Source organism: Wolbachia endosymbiont of Phyllotreta cruciferae (assembly GCF_918697765.1).
GTDB lineage: Bacteria > Pseudomonadota > Alphaproteobacteria > Rickettsiales > Anaplasmataceae > Wolbachia > Wolbachia pipientis.
This window is the reverse complement of record NZ_OU953855.1, coordinates 981,901-1,004,621: the sequence shown is the minus strand read 5'-3', so window position 1 is coordinate 1,004,621 and position 22,721 is coordinate 981,901. Positions and strand designations below refer to the sequence as shown.

Sequence of the window (22,721 nt, the reverse complement as noted above, 5' to 3'; positions counted from 1 at the left end):
TATTGCAACAAAAAAGTTTAAAATGTGTCTTTTTTAGGTGAGGCATGCAAAAAGGAAAAGATCTTATCTTACAAATTAAAAATGCAATATACTCGAAAACTTTTCAGAAAATCCATTGTGTTGAGTTTTACACGAACAAGAAAACTTCCTTTTTCGACAGTATTTTCTATGATTTTAAAGTTAGTTAAAAAAAGTTTGGGAATAGAATGTGAACTTATGGAGCCATTGACATGTACCCTCAAAGCAAGCTTTTTCTAAAGCAAGGTATAAGATTTGCCATACAGGCTTTCAAGAATTTAAGCATCCAAACAGCCTATCAGGATGAACCTGAGTTGGAGAGGCTATAGACTTATTGCAGCAGATGGTTCTGGTATGAGATTACCCAGCTCTGAGGAAATTGTATCCGAGTTTGGCCGCTTTAAACCAAATGGAACAACAGGCACAATGCCACCATTGGCAATTTGTTTGTTGATTTGTGTACTTCGCTGATTTGTAGTGCTCGTCTTGCGGCTTGGAATATAGGTGAACAAACGTTGGCGGAAGAGCAATTACCCGAAGTTATCACTCAAATGCGTTTATTAAATCAAGAGAAATTATTATTTATCTATGATCGTCTTCAGTAAAATTCATTCAGCAGCATTATGATTTGGAAGTAGATTTTATTTTTCGCTTGCAAAAAAGAAATTATAGTAAGCTATGGGAACGCTGGCGAATTAGATTTTGATTTTATATTAGAAAATGAAAAGCTAAAAAATAAAATGAAAGGACAGAAAGTAAGAGTTATAGTGCTGACATTAGCCAACTGAGAAACAGAGTTTTTGACCGAGACTTTGGAGCAAAGCTTATGTGTTAAGGTGACACATAGAGGAGTGCTATAAACGACTCAAAGTAGGAGCAGAGTTAGAGAATTTTTCTGGAGAGGCTGTATTACAAGAATTTTGGGCAAACTTGGTCATGTGCAATATATTATCGCTTCATATGTGTGATGCACAAGGGCCTTGGAACCCAGATCAAATTACTGAGTATCGTTTAAATTTTTCAGTTTTATTTGGTGTAATGAGGCAGAAACTCTATCAGGTACTTATTGCGCCAAAAAACTTTCAAGCCCTTTTTAAGTATACGCGCTAAAGTTAAAATCTTACTATTACCCACAAATAAAAACATAGTATTGTATTTACTCAAATAATTTAATTTTATTAACCTGAAAGCTTATTAGATTAAAATTATTAAACTAAGAGTTATAATTTTAGCAACTAAAAGCTGTAAATTGCACCATATAAACAGTTATTTCAAGCAAAAGTTATGCCATTAAGAGCTATGCAACAAACATTTATATTTGTGGGTAATAGTAAGAGTTAAAATCCGACCGGGACAGCCGCAATAAAGTAGATAAGCCTAAACGCCATCATGTCTTTAGGAGAGTTTGCTAATGAAAGTTCTTAAGTTGACGTCATTGTCCGTTCAGGCAATGGCGTCAACTTAAGGAAAAATATCAGCGATAGTGTATAAAATTTCTCTCTAAATTTTTTATCATTAAATTATCCAAAGAGTGCAATAAACAGCACTTTTGTTTCTGTTTTATTTCAACAAAGAAGTCTAAAATGTGTCCTTTTTAGGTGAAACATGCGTGCGCCAAGCAAAGTGCGTAAAGTCCAGTTGGTGAAAATCCAACCCAGGCAAAGCCTAGCCAGCAGGCTGGAACAAACCACTATGCTGCGTAAGGTAACGAGCGTAGTAAAGCTAGTGGAATGGACAACACAGGGTACAACGAAAGTGAAGGTATTGAGTCCCGAAATTCTCGATGTCATAGAGGTCGACACGTTGCATATAGTGGAAGACAGCAAGAAGGGTAACAATAGGGCAAGTTATCACTCACTCTATCGGGATCTGAGGCCGTATCACGTGTTGAGATGGAGTTTACGTAAACTTGGGAGATCCTTTGTATTCCTATTAAGGTACGTTGGAACAAGTCAACAAAGGCGAGTACTGACGGAAGATATAAAGGAAGTCGGACTGATTGATAGTACTCAGAGTGTGGGAAAGCCACATACAAGGGGAAGCGGTCAGCAATATAGTGACTGGTTTAGGAATTGCTATGCCAATACAACGGAGGTTGGAATAACGTGCAAAGAAAACTAAATCAGATAGCAGTAAGAGCCAGGCAAGATAAACGATTGAAATTTAATCGTTAATTCATCTGATAAACGCAGAGAATCTTGCTGAATGTTATAAAGAGCTAAAGCATAACAAAGCATGCGGTATAGACCAGGTGACAGTAGAAGCTTATGGAGAAAATCTTGAAGAGAAGCTCAACACTCTGGTGGATAGTATGAAAAGAAAGCGATATCAACCGCAACCAGTGAAAAGAGTATATATACCAAAAGCTGGAAGCAAAGAGAAACGCGGGCTTGGAGTACCGTCTACAGAAGATAAGTTAGTCCAGATAATGCTGAAGAAGATATTAGAAAATATTTATGAAGCTAACTTTCTGGATAACTCATATGGTTTTCGTCCTGGTAGAAGCTGTCATCAAGCGGTAAATGCACTAAATAAAGCAGTTATGTACAGACCAACTAACTATGTAGTAGAAGTTGATATCAAGAAATTCTTTGATAATGTCCAGCACAAATGGCTAATGAGATGCTTGAGAGAACGGATAACAGACCCAAACATACTGTGGTTAGTAAAACGATTTCTTAAGGCAGGAGTAGTCGAAGCAGGACATTATGAAGCAACTGAACTAGGCACACCTCAGGGGGGAATAGTAAGTCCTATACTAGCTAATATATAGTTGCATTATGTGCTGGATTTGTGGTTTGAAAAGAAATTCAAGCTAAGATCTAAAGGTTATATGGAGCTAGTTAGGTATGCAGACGATCACCTGATTTGCTGCGAAAGAGAAAAAGATGCTAGAGAACTCTTAGAGTCACTGAAACAAAGGCTAGGAAAATTTGGACTGGAAATATCTGAAGACAAAACAAGAATAGTAAAGTTTGGCAAAAAGGAGTGGCAACAAGGAATAAGGGAGAAACGAAAAACGGAAAGTTTCAACTTTCTAGGATTCACCCATTATGGTACAAGGAGTCGTAAAGGTAGAGTAATGGTAGGTCATAAAACCTCGAAAGAAAATCTATCTAGAAAACTTAAAGAAATCAAAGAATGGGTGAAAAAGATCCGAAATAAAGTTCACCTTAAAGATTGGTGGTCAATACTTAAAGCAAAACTAACAGGACACTATAACTACTTCGGAGTTAGCGGAAATTACCGGTGGTTGAATAAATTCTTCTGGCGGGTAATCAAGCTAGCGTATAAATGGATAAACCGACGTAGTCAGAAGAAGAGTATGAATTCAAAGCAATTTATACACTATCTACAAGTTAATCCATTACCAAAACCAAGAATATGCTACTCATTATATACAAAATAGGAAATGCTGTGAATACTACATTGTGGAGCCGTGTGCGGGAAAGCTGCAAGCACGGTTCTGGTGGGGGAGTCATAGCGATAAAACTTAATCAGGAGGATTTAAAACTATGACTTCTACCAAACAAAAAGGAAAAAATTTTATTCTACAAATTAAAAATATAATATACTCGAAAGCTTTTCAGAGAATCCATTGTGTTGAGTTTTACACGAACAAGAAAACTTCCTTTTTCGGCAGTATTTTCTATGATTTTAAAGTTAGTTAAAAAAAGTTTGGGAATAGAATGTGAACTTATGGAGCCATTGACATGTACCCTCAAAGCAAGCTTTTTCTAAAGCAAGATATAAGATTTGTCATACAGGTTTTAAAGAATTTAAGCATCCAAACAGCCTATCAAGATGAGCCTGAGTTGGAGAGGCTATAGGCTTATTGCAGCAGATGGTTCTGGTATGAGATTACCGAGCTCTGAAGAAATTGTATCCGAGTTTGGCCGCTTTAAACCAAATGGAACAACAGGCACAATGCCACCATTGGCAATTTGTTTGTTGATTTATGTACTTCGCTGATTTGCAGTGCTCGCCTTGCGGCTTGGAATGTGGGTGAGCAAACGTTAGCAGAAGAACAATTACCTGAAGTCGTTACTCAAATGCGTTCATTAAATCAAGATAGATTATTATTTATCTACGACCGTCTTCATTAAAATTCATTCAGCAGCATTATGAATTGAAAGTAGACTTTATTTTTCGCTTGCAAAAAAGAAATTATAGCAAGCTATGGGAACGAATTTCATCTGGTGAATTAGATTTTGATTTTGTGCTAGAAAATAAAACGAAAAGCCAAAAAGTAAGAGTAATAGTGCTGACATTAGCCAACGGAGAAACAGAGGTATTGGTTACTTCACTTTTTGATCGAGAAAAATTTACTTTGGAAGATATCAGCAAAGCTTATGTATTAAGGTGGCATATAGAGGAGTGCTATAAACGACTCAAAATAGGTGCAGAGTTAGAGAATTTTTCTGGCGTAAATTTAGAGGCTGTATTACAAGAATTTTGGGCAAACTTAGTCATGTGTAATATATTGTCGCTTCATATGTGTGATGCACAAGGGCCTTGGAATCCAGATCAAATTGCTGAGTATCTGTATTAAACAAGACTTGATCTGACACTTTAAAAAAGTAAGTTATAAAATAATAAAAGAAAGGAGTGTTAGAAATGAGTACAATACAAACAAAAATACTAAAACCAAAGCTAGGGTTATTAGAACTAGCAAAACAACTAGGAAATGTATCTCAAGCATGCAAAGTGATGGGATACTCAAGAGATACATTTTATCGATTCAAAGAGTTGTACGAAAATGGAGGAGAAGAAGCATTACATGAGATAAGTAAGAAAAAACCTCTATTAGCGAATAGAGTTTCCGACGATATAGAAAGAGCAGCGATTGGTATAGCAACAGAATTTCCAGCATATGGGCAAGAAAGAGCTGCAAATGAACTGAGAAAAAGAGGTATAATAATTTCTCAGGGAGGAGTGAGATCTATATGGCTGAGAAATGATCTTGAAACTTTCAAGAAAAGACTTAAAGCACTGGAAGCAAAAGTAGCTCAAGATGGAATTATATTAACCGAAGAGCAACTTGCAGCTTTAGAAAAAGTTAAAGAACAAAGAGAAGCACATGGTGAAATTGACACCGAACATTCAGGTTATTTGGGTTCTCAAGATACCTATTATGTAGGTAATATAAAAGGTATAGGAAGAATCTACCAGCAGACCTTCATTGATACTTATTCTCGAGTAGCATTTGCCAAGCTTTATACAGACAAAACGGCTATTACTGCTGCTGACTTGCTGAATGATAGAGTGATACCATTTTTTGATGAGCAAAATGTGCCATTATTGCGTATCCTTACAGACCGAGGAACAGAGTATTGTGGTAAGCCTGAAAATCACGCTTATCAGCTTTATTTGGGAATCGAAAATATCGATCATTCTAGGACCAAAGCCAATTCTCCACAGACTAATGGCATATGTGAAAGGTTTCATAGAACTATGCAAGATGAGTGTTACAATATTATCTTCAGAAAGAAAATCTACAATTCTTTGGAAGGTCTACAGATTGATGTTGATTATTGGTTGCGTTCTTACAATGAAACAAGACCGCATTCAGGTAAATATTGCTATGGTAAGACGCCTATGCAGACTTTTCTTGATAGCAAACATGTTGCTTTTCAGAAAAATATTAGTAGCATTACACAAGAGACTGATATTAGTTTTGACTACCTCAATTCTTCTGTCAGTTAATTCTTGTCTGTCAGATTAAGTCTTGTCTTTTACAGTCTTAAACCAATTCTAAAGAAACTGACGATTATATGCACCAAAATCACAACTTTATCACTATAAATATAGTTGCCGCCCTGCATTTTTGGACAATTCTCGTACCAATTTTCTATGGCGTCATTGATATAACAAAAAATGCTTCCTCTTTCTTGGAGAAATTTGTTATATTCATGGCAGTTACTGACTCTCATTTTTTGTGGCATATTTTTTCTTCAACAGTTAAATGGCTATTTATAATGAATTTTGTCAGTAACTGCCAGTTCTTTTCACTTGAACGATGCAACAAAGCCCACTGGAATCCAGTTTTTCATGCAATTTCATCGAAAACGTTGTATAGTGTGCTTGTTTATAATTAAGTTCCAGTGTCTGGGCACTGGCTTCTCTATTAGGGTTACCTTCGGCATTAATGACAGGATAGACTGGGGTTTATAAAATGAAACACGCATCTGAATTTTTAAATTTCATCCAAGAAAGAGGGTACCTATACCAATGCACAAACATTGAAGGACTAGATCAATTATTATTGCAGAGCAATTATATAGTTGCATACATTGGGTTTGATTGCACAGCACCAAGTCTTCATGCTGGTCACCTAATTCAGATTATGATGCTCTGTCACCTACAAAAATTTGGTTATAAGCCGATAGTCTTACTTGGAGGTGGCACAACAAAAATTGGTGACCCATCCTTCAAAGATAAAGCAAGAAGCATCTTGCCTGTAGAGAACATCAATCAAAATACATCCAGTATAAGGAGAATATTAGAGAAAATGGTGTCTTTTAATGACAGCAAGACTGGTGCAATGATAGTAAATAACGCAGATTGGTTGGATAACATAAAATACATAGATTTTTTGCGTGATATAGGAGCTTATTTTTCTGTAAATCGTATGCTAAGTTTTGATAGTGTGAAAACCAGGCTGGATAGAGAGCAAACCTTAAGCTTTCTGGAATTTAATTACATGCTATTGCAAGCTTACGACTTTATTGAATTAAACAAAAAATATGATTGTCGTCTGCAGATTGGAGGGTCAGACCAGTGGGGAAATATAGTAAACGGAATTGAACTTGGAAAAAAGTTGAATTTACCTGAGCTATTTGGCCTTACCATGCCTCTTTTATTAAATGCACAAGGAAAAAAAATGGGCAAAACTGAAAGTGGAGCAGTGTGGCTTGATGATAATATGCTAAAGCCTTACGACTACTGGCAATATTTTCGCAACGTTGATGATCAAGATGTTGGACGTTTTTTAAGATTGCTCACTGATGTGCCAATTGATGAGATTAGAAAATTAGAGTCTTTAAAGGATCAAGAAATAAATGAAGCAAAAAAGGTCTTGGCAACAGAAGTGACAAAAATATGTCATGGTGACAAAGAAGCGGAACTTGCACAATTTGCTGCAATTTCTGCTTTTGAGAATGAAGATAGCTCACTACTTCCTGATTACATCATAAAAAAAGAACAAGTTGCAAGCGGCATATCCTTAGTAGACCTACTACATGACACCGGTTTTGAACCTTCAAAAGGCGCTGCAAAGCGTTTAATACAGGGCAACGGATGCAAGATTAATGATAATGTTGTAAACAATATTGATCATGTAATAAATTTCGAAAGCTTTAAAGATCAGCCATTTATAAAATTATCTGCAGGAAAGAAACGCCATATAAAAGTTGTGGTAGATTAGGTCTCGAAGTAAGAAAACAAATTTTATACAAGTGAGAAATTAGATATGGAGCAAATTTTCAAAATTCGAGAATTATGTATAAAACAACTGGAAAGATAGTAGAAAGCGAAATTCTATTATATATAGCTAAAGTGGCTTAGGTTTACCTACAATTTGAAAAACAACAAATTCGTCATTCCGCTACTCATTAGCGGAATCTATACCGCGAATGAATCCATAACTGTACGGACATTGCAATTTGGGCCTACCAGGAGGGCAATGCCTCTTATCCAAGTACCCTCTTCTTGTCATCCCAGTGCTTGACACTGGGATCCAGGAATTTTATTAAGTTGGTAAGAGGTTGTCCACAAACCAAGGAATACGTAGTATATAAAGAAAGAATATTGAGGTAAGAGATGAGGAAAAAATATCCAACAGATTTAAGTAAAAGGGAATGGGCAAGAATAGAAAAACACTTCAGAGTATCGTACAAGAAAGGAGGAAGGCCACCAAAATACAGTAAGTGTGAGATAGTAGATGCAATTCTTTATATACTGCGCACAGGATGTCAATGGCGCTATTTACCACACGATTTTCCGCCGTGGAAGGCTGTGCATGAACAGTTTAGAAGATGGAAAAAGCAGGGAATTTTTGAGAAAATGAACTATGATATCACTAAATATAGTAGGTCAAAAATGGGAAGCCGAGCGCATGCATAGTGGACAGTCAATCGGTAAAAACCACGGAAAAAGGGGGGTCAAAGGTTATGATGGTGCGAAAAAGGTAAAGGGGAGAAAAAGACATATAATCACAGATACTCAAGGATTTGTGCTTGGTTGCTATGTAGGAGCTGCAAGCGAAAATGACAGAGATGGGGTGAAGATGGCATTGGACAATATGAAGGAAAAATACAGCAATATTAAGAAAATGTGGGCTGATATGGGATACCAAGGAAAAGATTTAAAGGATTACGTAAAGAGAGAATATGGGATAGATATTGAAATTGTCAAAAGGCCTCCATGTAGGTTTTGGGTGCATAAAGATACACCACTAGAACTATTGCCACAACGGGATCCTGGATTTTCAGTACAGCCGAGAAGGTGGGTGGTAGAGAGGACTTTTGCTTGGATCAATAGAAATAGAAGGCTATCAAAGGAGTACGATTTACTTACAACATCTACTGAAAGTTTCATATATCTGGCTATGAGTAAAGTTATGTTAAGTAGGGAATATGCTTGATTTACTGGTTTGTGGACAACCTCTTACATAACCATATAACATTGGGAATAGAAACAAAAAACTTGCTTGACACCCTTCGCCAGCCCCCTTATCATAAAACTGAAGCTATTGTATTTGCTTTCGCCAATCTGCAGATTAAAAGGTAAGGATTACTTAATGTATCGGCGTCTTATGTTTAATTTTTTGCAGTACATAGATGCTGTATGTCTTTACAAAACTTCATCTACATCTAGATTTTTATCTAAATAAGCTGAACGCGCTTATAAAGCGTTACAAGACATCAAAAAATGCCAATACTTGACAGAGATAGTAAAAGACTAGCTAACTCGGGGATTTTTTGTCTTTTTTTTCGTTTGGTAAATTTCTTAAACATTTATAGCTAACATGAACTGGGCAGCGCGTGACGCTGATTTACTTTATAACGGTGTCATCTCAGTGCCCAGACACTGGGATCCAGCCTTTTTATAATCATCAAAACGTTGTATTTTAACATAAAACGGCTACTTTTATGCTTACCAACTTAATAAAATTCCTGGATCCCAGTGGGCTTTGTTGCATCACACTTTATGAGATGGTGATTTATGGTAAATTCATGTAACTATCTCAAATTTAGCCATACCAATATCAGTGAATTTATTAAGCAAATAGCATTTGATTAGCAGTTCTTTTTCTCGATTTATCTCAGATTTATTCCTAAAACTAAATCCGAATATTTGCTTTAATCTTGAGAAAAACCCTTCAATATAAGATCTTTTCCCATAATTTACTTCTTTTTTCCATTCTTTCATGCCATCTTCACCGTATAATTTTATTAACCTAATAGCAGCATTCCTGTCAGACATATAATCTATTTCTGGATGTTCTGCCGCATTGTTTATTGGTGGAATTTTTGTCTTTATATCATATTTGTTACACAACTTATAAAACTTGTGCCTATCACATGCTCTATCTGCATATAGTGCTTTTATGGCATGCTGAAAATCAACTTCTTTTAGCAAATCACAAGCTCCATAGTGATCAGAGTAGACACCGTTACTGTATTTTACAGCTATGGCTTTTTTGTTGTTTATATTCAACATTACGTGCAATTTTCTCGTTTGCTCATAGCCACGATATTTTCTGTCAGTGCTATTTTCCTTGCTGTGACCAGGAGTGTTGTTGTATATACTAATTCCTGTACTGTCTATAGCAATTTCGATATCTTCCATATTATTTTTATCAATTCTGCAATCATTTATCTTAATATTAAGTTTCTTAAACCTTCTTGATGCTTGTGAATAGCTGATAACTGCCAAATCTCTTCCTATTTGTTGCAAATACCCTTTTATAAACCCGACTGTTTGTCTTAAACCAATTCTAAAGAAACTGACGATTATATGCACCAAAATCACAACTTTATCACTATAAATATAGTTGCCGCCCTGCATTTTTGGACAATTCTCGTACCAATTTTCTATGGCGTCATTGATATAACAAAAAATGCTTCCTCTTTCTTGGAGAAATTTGTTATATTCATGGCAGTTACTGACTCTCATTTTTTGTGGCATATTTTTTCTTCAACAGTTAAATGGCTATTTATAATGAATTTTGTCAGTAACTGCCAGTTCTTTTCACTTGAGCGATGCAACAAAGCCATCCCAGTGTCACGCACTGGGATGACATCATCCTTTTTTTGGGATTCCAGCGTCACGCGCTGGAATGACAGGAGAAGGGGCTACTTTGATCCTTGAGGGTGCAATTATTGTGCATGAATTTAAATGGTACAACTTATGACAATTATCTTCGCACCACAACGCTTGTGGAACTCAACATTTACTCGCCTATTTGGCTAATTTTTATTACAATTACAACAAAATAATTTTAGCTTTGATGAAAACTGTATATGTATGTCAATTCTGTGGTCATAGCACTGGCAGGTGGGTAGGGAAGTGTATTGCATGTGACAATTGGGATACAGTTGTTGAAGAAATAGCAGTAAAAACGGGCAAAAGAAGTATATCTGCGCCAATTTTAATAAAGACGTTATCGGGTAGCGAAATTATCACTCCAAGTCGTTTTTTAACAGGAATAGAAGAATTAGATAGAGTTTTTGGTGGGGGTATCGTTCAAGGTGCTAGCATTTTAATTGGTGGCGAACCTGGAATTGGGAAATCCACCCTTTTGCTTAGAATTGCAGCTAATGTTGTGCAACTTTCCTCTTTTGAATGTCTTTATGTATCTGGCGAGGAATCTTTAGAGCAAGTGAGCCTCAGAGCAAAGCGTCTTAAGATAGATGAACCTAAAATCAAGCTTTTGTCTACAGTGTCTTTAACTGATGTGGTAGCAACAATAAAGGAAAATAAAAGTATTAAATTCTTAGTAATTGACTCTATACAAACAATGTATGATAGCAGAATTACATCAGCACCAGGAACTGTAACTCAGGTCCGCACTTGCGCTCATGAATTAACCATTCTTGCGAAACAATATGGTATTTCTCTCTTAATAGTTGGTCATATAACTAAGGATGGACAAATAGCTGGACCTAAAACTTTGGAGCATATGGTGGATACGGTATTATATTTTGAAGGTGAAAATAGCAATCAATACCGCATTTTACGCACTATTAAAAATAGATTTGGCCCTGCAAATGAAATTGGTGTTTTTGAGATGTCTGAAGCAGGACTTGTGCCTGTTGATAACCCATCATCATTGTTTCTGATGGCCCATGACAGAGAAGTAGTTGGCAGCGCCGTATTTGCAGGAATTGAAGGTTCAAGACCAATTTTAATGGAAGTGCAAGCATTAATAGCAGGGACTAATATGGCAACCCCAAGAAGGGCAGTAGTTGGGTGGGATATTAATCGATTGGCTATGATCATCGCGGTGCTAAATGCTCGTTGCAAAATGTTTTTGCATGATAAAGAGGTATACCTAAACATTGCAGGGGGACTCAAAATACAGGAACCATCGGCTGATCTTGCTGTTGCTGCTTCCCTTATTTCAAGTGTAGTAAATTTACCGCTGCCAACTTCTTCAATAATCTGCGGTGAAGTTGCACTTTCAGGAGAAATTAGGAATGTCTCGCATGCTGATCTCAGACTAAAAGAAGCACAAAAGTTAGGATTCAAAAAAGCAATTATGCCTAAAAATGGCAATTATTCTTCTCATGATATTGAGATAATTAAGCTTGGTCATGTAAGGGAATTAAGAGAAGTCTTTAATTACAATTAAATAATGCTTCAGCAAATTCTTTACTAGTAAACTCCCTTAAGTCCTCTATATTTTCGCCAATTCCTATAGCATGTAACTTTACCTTATAAGCTTCTGCAAGTCCAATTACTACTCCGCCCTTAGCGGTGCCATCTAGCTTTGTTACGATTAGCCCGGTAACATTGACCATCTTACTAAATGCCTCTAATTGGCTATAAGCATTTTGGCCGGTAGTTGCATCAAGAACTAAGATAACGTCATGAGGGGCAGTGTCATCCAATTTCTTTATCGTTCTATATATTTTTGATAATTCCTCCATAAGGTTCACATTATTTTGCAGCCTTCCTGCTGTGTCAATTAGAACAACATCAACGCTATCTTTCATAGCTTGACTTACAGCTCTATATGCCACACTCGCAGAATCGCTACCGTACTCTCCAGTAACGATAGAACAACCAGAGCGTTCTGCCCAAATGTTTAATTGTTCACTAGCAGCAGCTCTAAATGTATCGCATGCAACAAGCATAACGGACTTTCCCATCTCCTTATATTTATATGCGAGCTTACCTATAGTTGTGGTTTTACCATTACCGTTTACTCCGCATACCATTATTATGTGGGGTTTTTTATCCAAAACTAACGGCTGCACGACTGGATTTAATATAGCTTCTATTTCATTCACTAATTGCTGCGTGATAATATTATACTCAACTTCCTTGTCAAACTTGATGCTTGTGAGCCTATCGATAATCAACTTAGAAGTTTTATGACCAATATCCATGCTAATTAGCAATTCTTCTAGCTCATCTAAAAGCGACTGATCTAATTTTTTTTTGCCAGAAAAAATACTTTTCACCCCGTCGCTAAAGCGAGAAGAAGTTTTTAACAAGCCTTTATAAAGGTTACTAAACAAACTCAAGGGAATACTCCTTTTTAAATTATAAACTTAATACAGAGAATGACATGCACTACGTGAATTTGTAAAGTAAAATGCACTCACAAACCACATATTTTACTTTGCAAAAATTACTCTTTTTGAGTGTATTTTACTTTAGTTTTTAACCTAAATATGTTATAATGTAAAATAGCAGTTTATAGGTAATTTTATGAGTTATAATGAGAAAATTTTAGATCATTATGAAAATCCAAGGAATGTTGGCTCTCTGGATAAAAATGATCCAAATGTTGGTACTGGTTTAGTTGGTGCACCATCGTGCGGTGATGTAATGAAATTGCAGATAAAGGTCAATGACAAAGGTGTTATTGAAGATGCAAAATTTAAAACTTTTGGTTGTGGTTCTGCCATTGCTTCAAGTTCCTTGTTAACAGAGATGATAAAGGGAAGAACCATCAGTGACGTTACACAGATAAAGAATACTCAAATAGTGGAAGAGTTGTCTTTACCTCCAGTGAAGATACACTGTTCGGTACTTGCTGAAGATGCTATAAAGGCTGCTATTCATAACTATCAAAGTAAACAAAAGAATTAAGAAGCTACGAACATGGGTGAATATCAAGAAGTAGGCGGAGGTGAAACTGTAAAAAAGAATAAAAAACTTATCACTATAACTGCGGAAGCAGTAGAAAGGATAAGGTATTTATTGGACCAAAAGAAGCATACTAACCTTGAGAAACCGGAAGAAGCAATAGGAATAAGAGTGCTAATTAAGCAAAAAGGATGTTCTGGTTTAAAATATGATATTGAATATGCATATGATACTCGTCCTTTAGAGTCGGTAATTGAAGAAAACTGTAGTGATGGCCAAAAAGTTAAAGTGTTGATCGACCCAAAATCCGTCATGTTTATTCTTGGCTCTGAAATGGATTATGTAGAAGAAAAATTTTCATCGGGTTTTGTTTTCAAAAATCCTAATGAGAAAGGAAAATGTGGTTGTGGAGAGAGTTTTCATGTCTAGCAACTATTTTGCATTGTTTGAAATTGAACCAGCTTTCAATATCAGCTTTGATGAGTTAGAGAAAAAATATATCGAGCTAAGCAGGACTGATATAAATGAAAGACAGTCCCAAAACATGGAAAATATTAACAGAGCTTATCAGATACTAAAGTCACCGCTAAAACGTGCTGAGCATTTGTTGAATCTTTTTGGTGTGGCAAAGGATCATCCGAATTCTGAAATATTAAATGAATCAATAGAAATAAGAGAGTACTTACTAGACTGCAACGATCTACAATTTGCAAGCAGGATGATTGATGAAAAAATAAAAGGTTGCATTAAAAACCTAATTAACACTTTTGCTGTAAAGAATTTTGATGGAGCTGCTACACAAGTCTTAAGATTGAAATATTTATATAAGTCATTTGAGGAGGTGAAAAAAAATGCAACCAATTCAAATTTCTGAACCAAATTCAAATGAAGTAGTTTTTGGTATAGATCTTGGTACTACCAATTCTTTAATTGCCATGGTAAATAAAGCTGGCAATGTGGAGATATTTAAAGATAAGCAGGGAAGAGAGCTACTGCCTTCTGCTCTTTCATATGAAAATAATACATTGAAAACTGGCTACGATGTCGGTCAAAATGCAATCTACTCAATAAAGCGTTTAATGGGTAAAAGTGTTGAAGAATTAAATAAAGAAGGCCTCAATTTTGAAATAGATCATGAAAGCGAAAAAGTTATTAGAATAAAATGCGCAGAGGAAAAGTATCTTACTCCTATTGAGATTTCTGCTGAGATATTAAAAGCTTTATGTGAGAGGGTAAAAAAGTCTAAGGGACTGGAAGTAAAAAAAGCAGTGATTACTGTGCCAGCTTACTTTGACGATTCAGCACGTAACGCAACTAAATATGCGGCAAAATTAGCTGGCATAGAAGTTCTTCGCCTCGTTAACGAGCCAACCGCTGCAGCGCTTTCTTACTCCATTGAAAAGAACAATAGCAGTGGAATATATGCAGTGTATGACCTTGGTGGCGGAACGTTCGATATTTCGATATTGAAATTGCACCAAGGAGTGTTTCAAGTCCTTGCGGTTGGTGGTGACACCAACCTCGGCGGTGATGATTTTGATCATTTGCTGAGTTCAATTGTGATTGATAAGTATAGAGAGAAAGTATCAAATATCATTCCAGCGCTTGACGCGCAACTGTACGAACGTTGTGATGTAAGTATGATTTCCATTAAGAAAGATGTCATCCCAGTGCCCAGACACTGGGATCCAGAAAATTTAATTGCAAATGAGCACACCAGGCAATTGTATAGTAAGAACTGGATTCCAGTGTCAAGCACTGGAATGACACCACCTGCTGCGCAAACTACCTGCAAATTGCAACGTTCGTATGCTGAAGCGCGTGACGCTGGAATCTACAATATGCGTACTGTGAAGGAATATCTGAGCAAAAATACTGTAGGCACTTTTAAATTCAACATTAACGGCGAATTATTTGAATGCGAAATTACTAGAGAAGAATTCGAGCAGGCAATCAGTTCTTTGGTCAATAAGACTATCAATATAGTCACTTGTACTATAAGCGATATAGATCTTAAAATTGATGATATAAAAGGAGTAATTTTAGTTGGTGGTGCAACTAGAACACCATTGGTTCAAAATTCACTAGTCAAACTCTTTGGAAATAAAGTACTAAATGACGTGGATCCAGATAAAGCAGTTGCCATTGGGGCAGCTCTGCAGGCTCATGATTTAATTTCGAGCTCAAAAGATAGGAATATTCTCCTGGATGTTCTACCTTTATCACTTGGCATAGAAACTATGGGAGGCATAGTTGAAAAAATCATACCAAGAAATACGCCACTACCAGTTTCAGAAATAAAAGAGTTTACAACTTATGTCGATGGACAAACAGCAATGAAAATTCATGTTTGTCAGGGAGAACGTGAAATGATAGAGGATAACAAATCTCTAGCGCAGTTTGAACTAAAAGGTATACCGCCACTACCTGCAGGTTCTGCAAGAGTTGAAATAGAATTCACAGTTAACGTTGACGGAATCTTGACTGTTACTGCAAGAGAAAAAACCACCAGAATCGAGCAGACAGTTGAAGTAAATTCAAGTTTTGGCTTGAGTGAAGCTGATGTTCAAAATATGGTTAACCAGTCAATAAACAGCTTTGATGAAGATATGAAGGCTCGTTCCCTTGCAGGCGCTAAAATTAATGGAAATAAACTCATACACTTGGTTGAAAACAATAATAACCTTTCCACTGATCAAAAGTTGAAAAACCTATTACAAAACGCAAAAAACGCTTTACAAGGCAATGACTTGAATGAAATTAACAACGCTATCGCCGAGTTAGAAAATTCTTCTTTAGAGTTGTGTGAATTAACAAATAGGTAGAAAAAGCTTACACAACCTTGTGCAATACTCTATTTAATCTCAGAGCGACAGGTAGTCTGAAGTTAAATGGTAACCAATCGACCTTTCCTAATTTAAATGATAAACCAACTATGCTTACACGCCCAATGATATTTTCCATTGGTACAAAACCAACTTCAGGAAACCTGCTATCCAAAGAATTATTTCTATTGTCTCCCATAACAAAAAATTGATCGTTAGGTACATAATAAACCGGAGTGTTATATGATAGCTTATTAGAAATGTTATCTACCAAAATCTCATGCTCCTTGCCACTTAAAAGCGTTTCTATATATCTTGGTATGTTACGATTCGACTCATAATCAAAAAAACTTTCAATTTGCCTTCGCTCTACTTTCTGATCATTTAGGTATAATTCTCCCTCTATCATTTGCACTTTGTCACCTGGTGTTCCTATTACTCGCTTAACAAACCTGATGCTGTCATTTCTTGTGGGTTTGAAAACTACTATGTCGCCACGCTTTGGAGGGGTATAAAAAATCCTGCCGCTAAAAATGTTTGGAGAAAATGGAAAGGAGTGTTTACTGTAACCGTATGAATATTTACTAGTAAAAATGTAATCCCCTTCAAGTAGGGTGCTTTTCATTGAACCAGAAGGTATATGAAATGGCTCGAATAAAAAACTACGTATTGATAGCGCAATCAACAGTAAAAAAAACAATGAAGATAAAAATCTTCCCGTTCTTATCACCCAGTTTTTGCTTAGTTCTTCCAACTTTTCCAACTTTGTTTTTCTTATAGATTAAGCTTATTATAATACATAAATTAAAAAATGGTAATATGAAATTTTACTTGTGAATGTTATTCCTCTATTCAAAACAATTTTGAAAAGGCGGTTCATTTCTTTCAACGGTGTCATCCAAGTAGCGTGACACATAACTGTACGAACATTGCAATTTGCAGGTGGCAGATGAAAGTAGCTGATGCACATCTGTACGAACATTTGCTTTTGTTAAGGTAATATGGTGTTATGAAAGTAGCTGACACTGGAATGGCTTTGTTGCATCGCTACTTATGAAAGGCTAACTATAGTTAGGATTATAAGCAACCTATTGAAAATCTTGTTTTTTTGCAATCAATCTGATCAAATTTAAGAATAGTAATTTGTTATTTATATTAATAAATTTAATTCTATTGAAAATAGCTAAAGCATTGAAATTCTTGAATTTTAGCCAGATTAGTGAGTGGTAGTGAAATTTCTTTTACTCAAATTTAGGTATTCACTGACCGTTCTTGTTATAAATACCAGAATAATAAGCTACTGATATTCCCTATCTTTTTTATCTTTAATCCATCATAGCTAGCGATGCAACAAAGCCCACTGGAATCCAGGTTGTAACCGTTCACGCAATGGCGTCAACTTAAGAACTTTCATTAGCAAACTCTCCTAAAGACATGATGGCGTTTGGGCTTATCTACCTTATCGCGGCTATACAATCGTCCCGGTCGGATTTTAACTTTAGCGCGTATACTTGCTCTATCAAAAAGGGCTTGAAAGTTTTTTGGCGCAATAAGTACCTGATAGAGTTTCTGCCTCATTACACCAAATAAAACCGAAAAATTTAAACGATACTCAGCAATTTGATCTGGATTCCAAGGCCCTTGTGCATCACACATATGAAGCGACAATATATTACACATGACTAAGTTTGCCCAAAATTCTTGTAATACAGCCTCTAAATTTACGCCAGAAAAATTCTCTAATTCTGCACCTATTTTGAGTCGTTTATAGCACTCCTCTATATGCCACCTTAACACATAAGCTTTGCTGATATCTTCCAAAATAAATTTTACTCGGTCAAAAAGTGAAGTAATCAATACCTCTGTTTCTCAGTTGGCTAATGTCAGCACTATAACTCTTACTTTCTGTCCTTTCATTTTATTTTTTAGCTTTTCATTTTCTAATATAAAATCGAAATCTAATTCGCCAGCGTTCCCATAGCTTGCTATAATTTCTTTTTTGCAAGCGAAAAATAAAATCTACTTCCAAATCATAATGCTGCTGAATGAATTTTACTGAAGACGATCATAGATAAATAATAATTTCTTTTGATTTAATGAACGCATTTGAGTGATAACTTCGGGTAATTGCTCTTCCGCCAACGTTTGTTCACCTATATTCCAAGCCGCAAGACGAGCACTACAAATCAGCGAAGTACACAAATCAACAAACAAATTGCCAATGGTGGCATTGTGCCTGTTGTTCCATTTGGTTTAAAGCGGCCAAACTCGGATACAATTTCCTCAGAGCTGGGTAATCTCATACCAGAACCATCTGCTGCAATAAGTCTATAGCCTCTCCAACTCAGGTTCATCCTGATAGGCTGTTTGGATGCTTAAATTCTTGAAAGCCTGTATGGCAAATCTTATACCTTGCTTTAGAAAAAGCTTGCTTTGAGGGTACATGTCAATGGCTCCATAAGTTCACATTCTATTCCCAAACTTTTTTTAACTAACTTTAAAATCATAGAAAATACTGTCGAAAAAGGAAGTTTTCTTGTTCGTGTAAAACTCAACACAATGGATTCTCTGAAAAGCTTTCGAGTATATTATATTTTTAATTTGTAGAATAAAATTTTTTCCTTTTTGTTTGGTAGAAGTCATAGTTTTAAATCCTCCTGATTAAGTTTTATCGCTATGACTCCCCCACCAGAACCGTGCTTGCAGCTTTCCCGCACACGGCTCCACAATGTAGTATTCACAGCATTTCCTATTTTGTATATAATGAGTAGCATATTCTTGGTTTTGGTAATGGATTAACTTGTAGATAGTGTATAAATTGCTTTGAATTCATACTCTTCTTCTGACTACGTCGGTTTATCCATTTATACGCTAGCTTGATTACCCGCCAGAAGAATTTATTCAACCACCGGTAATTTCCGCTAACTCCGAAGTAGTTATAGTGTCCTGTTAGTTTTGCTTTAAGTATTGACCACCAATCTTTAAGGTGAACTTTATTTCGGATCTTTTTCACCCATTCTTTGATTTCTTTAAGTTTTCTAGATAGATTTTCTTTCGAGGTTTTATGACCTACCATTACTCTACCTTTACGACTCCTTGTACCATAATGGGTGAATCCTAGAAAGTTGAAACTTTCCGTTTTTCGTTTCTCCCTTATTCCTTGTTGCCACTCCTTTTTGCCAAACTTTACTATTCTTGTTTTGTCTTCAGATATTTCCAGTCCAAATTTTCCTAGCCTTTGTTTCAGTGACTCTAAGAGTTCTCTAGCATCTTTTTCTCTTTCGCAGCAAATCAGGTGATCGTCTGCATACCTAACTAGCTCCATATAACCTTTAGATCTTAGCTTGAATTTCTTTTCAAACCACAAATCCAGCACATAATGCAACTATATATTAGCTAGTATAGGACTTACTATTCCCCCCTGAGGTGTGCCTAGTTCAGTTGCTTCATAATGTCCTGCTTCGACTACTCCTGCCTTAAGAAATCGTTTTACTAACCACAGTATGTTTGGGTCTGTTATCCGTTCTCTCAAGCATCTCATTAGCCATTTGTGCTGGACATTATCAAAGAATTTCTTGATATCAACTTCTACTACATAGTTAGTTGGTCTGTACATAACTGCTTTATTTAGTGCATTTACCGCTTGATGACAGCTTCTACCAGGACGAAAACCATATGAGTTATCCAGAAAGTTAGCTTCATAAATATTTTCTAATATCTTCTTCAGCATTATCTGGACTAACTTATCTTCTGTAGACGGTACTCCAAGCCCGCGTTTCTCTTTGCTTCCAGCTTTTGGTATATATACTCTTTTCACTGGTTGCGGTTGATATCGCTTTCTTTTCATACTATCCACCAGAGTGTTGAGCTTCTCTTCAAGATTTTCTCCATAAGCTTCTACTGTCACCTGGTCTATACCGCATGCTTTGTTATGCTTTAGCTCTTTATAACATTCAGCAAGATTCTCTGCGTTTATCAGATGAATTAACGATTAAATTTCAATCGTTTATCTTGCCTGGCTCTTACTGCTATCTGATTTAGTTTTCTTTGCACGTTATTCCAACCTCCGTTGTATTGGCATAGCAATTCCTAAACCAGTCACTATATTGCTGACCGCTTCCCCTTGTATGTGGCTTTCCCACACTCTGAGTACTATCAATCAGTCCGACTTCCTTTATATCTTCCGTCAGTACTCGCCTTTGTTGACTTGTTCCAACGTACCTTAATAGGAATACAAAGGATCTCCCAAGTTTACGTAAACTCCATCTCAACACGTGATACGGCCTCAGATCCCGATAGAGTGAGTGATAACTTGCCCTATTGTTACCCTTCTTGCTGTCTTCCACTATATGCAACGTGTCGACCTCTATGACATCGAGAATTTCGGGACTCAATACCTTCACTTTCGTTGTACCCTGTGTTGTCCATTCCACTAGCTTTACTACGCTCGTTACCTTACGCAGCATAGTGGTTTGTTCCAGCCTGCTGGCTAGGCTTTGCCTGGGTTGGATTTTCACCAACTGGACTTTACGCACTTTGCTTGGCGCACGCATGTTTCACCTAAAAAGGACACATTTTAGACTTCTTTGTTGAAATAAAACAGAAACAAAAGTGCTGTTTATTGCACTCTTTGGATAATTTAATGATAAAAAATTTAGAGAGAAATTTTATACACTATCGCTGATATTTTTCCTTAAGTTGACGCCATTGTCCGTTCAGGATAGCGGCAAGACCATAGAGTAAAAGTGAGTTTACAACAAATGGTGTCATCCCAGTGCTTGACACTGGGATCCAGTCTTTCCATAATCATCAAAAACATTGTATTTTAACGTAAAACAGCTATTTTTATGCTTACCAACTTAATAAAATTCCTGGATCCCAGTGTCTGGGCACTGGGATGACAAAGGAGAGCAGTGTCAGCTACTTGCATAACACCATTTGTTGTGCAACTTACTTTAGTATGAAATTGCTTGCGTAAGATTTTGGCAGCCTCTTAACATTTTTTGGCATTTCAATTATGTATTTAACGTTGCGTTTTTTTGCGTAGAATACTGCTTTTTCAAGAGAATCAAACTTTAATACAATCTGTTTTTTTGGATCTTTTGAGCCAACCCACCCCATTAAAGGTTCAATGTAGTAAGAGCCAGATTCAATTTTCAGGTGCCAGAAATTTGTATTACCTAAACCAGATTGTGTTGCAGTTCTTGTTGGTCTATAAATCCTAAAAACTACTTTATCGTCAATGCCCATAGTTCTTGTTAAATAAGCTTAAATATATATCTAAATAAATCCTTTCACAAACAATTAGTATGAAAGAATGAAGTTTGAAATAAATATTTTTATGTTATATTATTATTAAATTATATTAAAAGGATTAGCTGAATAGGAGTAACCGATGACGCAACAGGAAATAGTAACAATTAATGCAGAGTTACGTGATATAACAAAAACAAAAGCGATGCATTCTCTAAGGAAGAAAGGAAACATCCCTGGAATCATATATGGAAAGGGCCATGATAATGTAAATTTGACATTGTCTGCAAAGGAATTCACAAAGCAATATAAGTCAGGCTCTCTTTCTGCACATTTGATAGAGCTGAATATTTCGGGCAAAAAGGAATATGCTCTTGTTCGCGATATCCAATTGCATGTAGTAAAGGATACTGTGCAACATGTTGATTTTCAGTTTGTTGATAAAGGCAGTGAAATTAAAATAGACATACCTCTATCATTTGTGAATGAAAGTAAAGCTCCAGGAATCAAATTAGGTGGAGTGCTTAATGTTTTGTGTCGTTCTATTGCTGTTAAATGCTCTCCTGATAAAATACCTCAGGTTATTGAAGTTGATTTATCCGGTAAAATGATTGGCCAGTCTATACATATTAATGATGTAAAATTACCAGAAGGTGTTAAGTTTGTAGCTCATGAAGAAGAAAATTTTACCATTGTTACAATTTCTGCTGCCGATAGTGACGTTGAAGAACCTCAAGCAGAAACAGAGGAATAGTGCACCTGATAGTTGGGCTTGGTAATCCTGGCAGTCAATATGAGCTAACTCATCATAATATCGGCTTCATCACCGTTGATGCAATCTGCAAATATTGGGGTTTTCAGTTGTTCTCTAAAAAAGCCGATTATCTGATAACCTCTGGCATGATTAATGATAATAAAATCATGTTAATAAAGCCTTATTCATTTATGAATAATTCAGGCATCCCTGTTGCAAAAATACGAAACTTTTACAAATTATCGCTAGATAATATCGTTGTCATACATGATGACGCTGATTTGGAACTTGGAAGAATAAAAGTAAAGAAAGGTGGTAGTTCTGCTGGACATAATGGACTTAAATCCATAGATAGTTTTATTGGCAACGATTATTGGCGCTTGAGATTTGGAGTGGGTAGACCTGAAGATCAAAGAAGCTTAGCAGATTATGTGTTATCAAAATTTTCAAATTTTGATAATGTTACTCCCTTAGTGGAAAAAATAGCAAAAAATATACACTTAATGCTGCAAGGAGATAATACAGCTTTTATCAATTTGATTGTATAA

General features: G+C 36.1%; 14 protein-coding genes and 7 pseudogenes. 13 read left to right on the top strand and 8 right to left on the bottom strand.

All coding sequences use genetic code 11. The annotated features are described in order from the left end of the window. Positions 1-44 precede the first annotated feature (44 nt). The 4 genes and pseudogenes from NL281_RS04710 to NL281_RS04690 form a co-directional block, all read left to right on the top strand. Positions 45-1,113 (top strand): annotated as a pseudogene (locus tag NL281_RS04710) (transposase); the annotation flags it as partial. Between the two features lie 1,216 nt (positions 1,114-2,329). Continuing rightward, positions 2,330-3,427: pseudogene (ltrA, locus tag NL281_RS09235) on the top strand (group II intron reverse transcriptase/maturase). A gap of 106 nt (positions 3,428-3,533) precedes the next feature. Continuing rightward, positions 3,534-4,561: pseudogene (locus NL281_RS04695) on the top strand (IS4 family transposase); the annotation flags it as partial. A gap of 74 nt (positions 4,562-4,635) precedes the next feature. Next, positions 4,636-5,724 carry an IS481 family transposase gene (locus NL281_RS04690; protein ID WP_253303703.1) on the top strand — a complete coding sequence of 363 codons (1,089 nt, stop codon included), beginning with the start codon at positions 4,636-4,638 and terminating at the stop codon, positions 5,722-5,724. A 35-nt stretch (positions 5,725-5,759) separates the two neighbouring features. Here NL281_RS04690 and NL281_RS04685 read toward each other — a convergent pair. After that, a pseudogene (locus tag NL281_RS04685) lies at positions 5,760-5,963 on the bottom strand (IS5 family transposase); the annotation flags it as partial. A gap of 230 nt (positions 5,964-6,193) precedes the next feature. On the opposite strand from NL281_RS04685, the gene tyrS reads away from it, so the two are divergent. Then, positions 6,194-7,444, top strand: a complete 1,251-nt coding sequence (gene tyrS / locus NL281_RS04680) for a tyrosine--tRNA ligase (RefSeq protein ID WP_007548582.1) — start codon at positions 6,194-6,196, stop codon at positions 7,442-7,444. Positions 7,445-7,839: 395 nt separating this feature from the next. Beyond that, positions 7,840-8,662, top strand: a pseudogene (locus NL281_RS04675) (IS5 family transposase). A gap of 590 nt (positions 8,663-9,252) precedes the next feature. Here NL281_RS04675 and NL281_RS04670 read toward each other — a convergent pair. Together NL281_RS04670 and NL281_RS04665 are read right to left on the bottom strand one after the other, a co-directional pair. Further along, positions 9,253-10,209: an IS5 family transposase gene (locus NL281_RS04670; RefSeq protein WP_253303014.1), complete on the bottom strand. Its 957-nt coding sequence runs from the start codon at positions 10,207-10,209 to the stop codon at positions 9,253-9,255. After that, positions 10,194-10,352 carry a hypothetical protein gene (locus NL281_RS04665; protein ID WP_209472578.1) on the bottom strand — a complete coding sequence of 53 codons (159 nt, stop codon included), beginning with the start codon at positions 10,350-10,352 and terminating at the stop codon, positions 10,194-10,196. The genes NL281_RS04670 and NL281_RS04665 overlap by 16 nt, the downstream gene beginning before the upstream one ends. Positions 10,353-10,531: 179 nt before the next feature. Here NL281_RS04665 and radA point away from each other — a divergent pair, with 179 nt between their 5' ends. Further along, the gene (gene radA, locus NL281_RS04660) at positions 10,532-11,875 is read left to right on the top strand and encodes a DNA repair protein RadA (protein ID WP_253303013.1); all 1,344 of its coding nucleotides are present in this window, start codon (positions 10,532-10,534) and stop codon (positions 11,873-11,875) included. Here radA and ftsY read toward each other — a convergent pair. After that, positions 11,862-12,773: a signal recognition particle-docking protein FtsY gene (gene ftsY / locus NL281_RS04655; RefSeq protein ID WP_253303012.1), complete on the bottom strand. Its 912-nt coding sequence runs from the start codon at positions 12,771-12,773 to the stop codon at positions 11,862-11,864. The genes radA and ftsY overlap by 14 nt on opposite strands. A 187-nt stretch (positions 12,774-12,960) precedes the next feature. Between ftsY and iscU the strand changes: the two genes are divergently transcribed. The 4 genes from iscU to NL281_RS08995 are packed head-to-tail and all read left to right on the top strand — an operon-like array spanning position 12,961 to position 16,166. Beyond that, a complete protein-coding gene (gene iscU, locus NL281_RS04650) occupies positions 12,961-13,344 on the top strand; it encodes a Fe-S cluster assembly scaffold IscU (protein WP_253303011.1) in 384 nt (127 codons plus the stop codon). A gap of 12 nt (positions 13,345-13,356) precedes the next feature. Further along, positions 13,357-13,770, top strand: coding sequence for a HesB/IscA family protein (locus NL281_RS04645; RefSeq protein WP_038199190.1), 414 nt, complete (start codon positions 13,357-13,359; stop codon positions 13,768-13,770). Next, on the top strand, positions 13,763-14,215 hold the full coding sequence (locus NL281_RS04640) for an iron-sulfur cluster co-chaperone HscB C-terminal domain-containing protein (protein ID WP_370274063.1): 453 nt from the start codon (positions 13,763-13,765) through the stop codon (positions 14,213-14,215). Before NL281_RS04645 ends, NL281_RS04640 begins: the two co-directional genes overlap by 8 nt. Beyond that, positions 14,193-16,166: an Hsp70 family protein gene (locus NL281_RS08995; protein WP_253303009.1), complete on the top strand. Its 1,974-nt coding sequence runs from the start codon at positions 14,193-14,195 to the stop codon at positions 16,164-16,166. Before NL281_RS04640 ends, NL281_RS08995 begins: the two co-directional genes overlap by 23 nt. A 7-nt stretch (positions 16,167-16,173) precedes the next feature. Here the strand turns inward: NL281_RS08995 and lepB are convergent, their stop codons facing one another. From lepB to NL281_RS04615, 4 genes and pseudogenes are all read right to left on the bottom strand, one after another. After that, complete coding sequence (lepB, locus tag NL281_RS04630; RefSeq protein ID WP_077188309.1) at positions 16,174-16,920, bottom strand: signal peptidase I; 747 nt, start codon at positions 16,918-16,920, stop codon at positions 16,174-16,176. Between the two features lie 659 nt (positions 16,921-17,579). Next, a pseudogene (locus tag NL281_RS04625) lies at positions 17,580-18,809 on the bottom strand (IS4 family transposase). A gap of 106 nt (positions 18,810-18,915) precedes the next feature. Further along, positions 18,916-20,013 (bottom strand): annotated as a pseudogene (ltrA, locus tag NL281_RS09230) (group II intron reverse transcriptase/maturase). A 1,103-nt stretch (positions 20,014-21,116) separates the two neighbouring features. Then, positions 21,117-21,416, bottom strand: coding sequence for an NADH dehydrogenase ubiquinone Fe-S protein 4 (locus NL281_RS04615; RefSeq protein ID WP_065094969.1), 300 nt, complete (start codon positions 21,414-21,416; stop codon positions 21,117-21,119). A 145-nt stretch (positions 21,417-21,561) separates the two neighbouring features. On the opposite strand from NL281_RS04615, the gene NL281_RS04610 reads away from it, so the two are divergent. After that, the gene (locus NL281_RS04610) at positions 21,562-22,173 is read left to right on the top strand and encodes a 50S ribosomal protein L25/general stress protein Ctc (protein WP_010962412.1); all 612 of its coding nucleotides are present in this window, start codon (positions 21,562-21,564) and stop codon (positions 22,171-22,173) included. Continuing rightward, positions 22,173-22,721: an aminoacyl-tRNA hydrolase gene (gene pth, locus NL281_RS04605; RefSeq protein ID WP_006280288.1), complete on the top strand. Its 549-nt coding sequence runs from the start codon at positions 22,173-22,175 to the stop codon at positions 22,719-22,721. The genes NL281_RS04610 and pth overlap by 1 nt, the downstream gene beginning before the upstream one ends.